Source organism: Nitriliruptor sp. (assembly GCF_040882075.1).
GTDB lineage: Bacteria > Actinomycetota > Nitriliruptoria > Nitriliruptorales > Nitriliruptoraceae > Nitriliruptor.
Genome location: NZ_JBBEBZ010000165.1, coordinates 1 through 2,274, shown reverse-complemented (window position 1 = coordinate 2,274; position 2,274 = coordinate 1). Strand labels below are relative to the sequence as shown.

Below are 2,274 nucleotides of genomic sequence, written 5' to 3'. Positions count from 1 at the left end.
TGGTCGAGGCCGGGTGGTTCACCAGCGACTTGGTGTCACCGATGTTGACCAGGCGGGTGAACAGCTCGAGCGCGTCGTGGAACGTCACCGCCGCGTCGTAGCCACCCTCGACACCGAAGGTCATCAGCGACGACGGTTTGCCGCCCGTGTACTTCTTGGCCTGCTCGTGGTAGCGCGAGCTGGCCAGCCCGGCGTACTCGACGTAGGTGACCTTCGGGTGCGCCTCGAGGTGGGCCGCGACCTTGGCCGCGTTCTCGACGTGCCGCTCGATCCGCAGCGACAGCGTCTGCAGGCCCTGGATGAACTGCCAGGCGTTGAACGGGCTGATGGCCGAGCCGGTGTTGCGCAGCGGGACCGTGCGGGCGCGGCCGATGAACGCGGCCTCACCGAGCGCCTCGGTGTAGATCACGCCGTGGTAGGCGGGCTCGGGCTGGTTGAGCTGCGGGAAGCGCTCGGCGTGCTCGGCCCACGGGAACTTGCCGCTGTCGACGATGATCCCGCCGACGGAGTTGCCGTGCCCGCCGATGAACTTGGTCAGCGAGTGGATGACGATGTCGGCGCCCCACTCGATGGGTTTCATCAGGATGGGCGTGGCGACGGTCGAGTCGACGATGACCGGGACGCCCGCGTCGTGAGCCACCTTCGCGATGGCTTCGAGGTCGGGGATGTTGCCCGCCGGGTTGCCGATGGTCTCGAGGTAGACCGCCTTGGTCTTCTCGTCGATCAGCTTCCCGATGGCCTCGGGCGAATCGTCATCGGCGAACCGGACGTCGACGCCCTGGGAGGGGAACATGTGCTTGAACAGGGTGTAGGTCCCGCCGTACAGCTGCGGGACGGTGACGATGTTGTCGCCCGCGCTGGTGATGGTCTGGATCGAGTAGGTGATCGCTGCCTGGCCCGAGCTGGTGGCCAGCGCCGCGACGCCGCCCTCGAGCGCGGCCACGCGCTGTTCGAGCACGTCCTGGGTCGGGTTCATGATGCGCGTGTAGATGTTGCCCGGCACCGCGAGGTCGAACAGGTCGGCGCCGTGCTGGGCGTCGTCGAACTCGTAGGCGACGGTCTGGTAGATCGGGACCGCGACCGCCTTGGTGGTCGGGTCCGGCTCGTAGCCGTGGTGGATCGCGAGGGTCTCGTCCTTCATGGGTTCCTCTCCGGTGGTGCGTGGTCGTGACAGGTCGAGCGGCGCGCCGTCAGCGAGCGAGGCGGCCGAGCGGGTCGTCGGGGTCGATGTCGGGGGTGAACGGCACGCCCCGCTCCAGATCGGTCAGGCGGTAGACCAGGCCGAGCCAGTTGGCGAACACGGCCTTGGCGGTGTCCGCCCAGGTGTTCTCGAGGCCCGCGGCCAACTGTTCCTCGGGGAACGGCGGGATCGCCCCGCCCCGTTCGCGCGCCGTGAGGACCGCATCGAGGTGGTCGTGGGCGAGCCGTGCGGCGTCGGCCGACAGGCAGCGGTCCGGCAGCGGCGGGATCGCCGCGACCTCGCCGTCGAGGAAGCGGGTGACCTCGCGCTTGTACTCCTTGAGCAGGCTCACGAGGTCGTACTCGGGGTGGCCCTGGAGGTAGACGGTGCGGATCCCGTCGCTCGACACGCCGAGGTGGAAGTCGCCCTCGGTCGAGGCGATCAGCACCTCGACGCCGGCACGCTCGAGCTGGGTCGTGGTGACCTCGTTCCAGCGCGAGTGCGGCACGTCGAACCGGGTGTTGGTGCCGTGGAGGAGGGGGTGGTCAGGACGGAGCTGGCGGTGCTCGTAGACCCCCCAGCGTTTGGTCAGCAGACGTCGGCGGTGGACCCCGTGGCGGTGCTGCAGCAGCGCGTGGGTCGCCAGGCACGAGCACAGGACCGAGGTGACGTTCTCGCTCGCCCAGTCGATGATCTCGAGCAGCGGCTCGTAGAACGCCTCGTCGGCGAGGTCGGGACGGTTGGCGACGTTCGCGCCGGTGACGATGAGGGCGTCGAGCCCCTCGTCGCGCAGGTCCTCGAAGCGTTCGTAGTGGGTGTCGATGTGGGCCTGCGTCGCGGGGCTGCGATCGAGCCCCTCAACGGTGAAGACGTGGACGTAGACCTGGACGATCCGGTTCGACGCGCCGATCAGGCGGGTGAACTGCTGCTCGGTCACCTGCAACGCCGCGTCGGGCATCATGTTGAGCAGGCCCACGTGCAGCTCGCGGATGTCGGCGCGGTGGGCCTGCGCCTCGGTCAGCACGTCCTCACCCTCGGCGGCGAGAGCCGCGAAGGCGGGCAGCGACGAGTGGGCGACGATCGGCATCGAGGTG

At 69.1% G+C, this 2,274-nt stretch carries 2 protein-coding genes; both read right to left on the bottom strand.

The genetic code is table 11. The annotated features are described in order from the left end of the window. Nucleotides 1–1,141, bottom strand: a 1,141-nt coding sequence (locus WEB03_RS10595; RefSeq protein ID WP_368070918.1) for an O-acetylhomoserine aminocarboxypropyltransferase/cysteine synthase family protein, incomplete at its 3' end; no start/stop codon positions are given. Between the two features lie 49 nt (nt 1,142–1,190). After that, the gene (locus tag WEB03_RS10590; protein WP_368070919.1) at nt 1,191–2,267 is read right to left on the bottom strand and encodes a homoserine O-succinyltransferase; all 1,077 of its coding nucleotides are present in this window, start codon (nt 2,265–2,267) and stop codon (nt 1,191–1,193) included. Nucleotides 2,268–2,274 lie beyond the last annotated feature (7 nt).

Excerpts from the sequence above, each read along its gene's own strand:
- WEB03_RS10590 (WP_368070919.1), bottom strand. The coding sequence starts at position 2,267 with ATGCCGATCGTCGCCCACTCGTCGCTGCCCGCCTTCGCGGCTCTCGCC.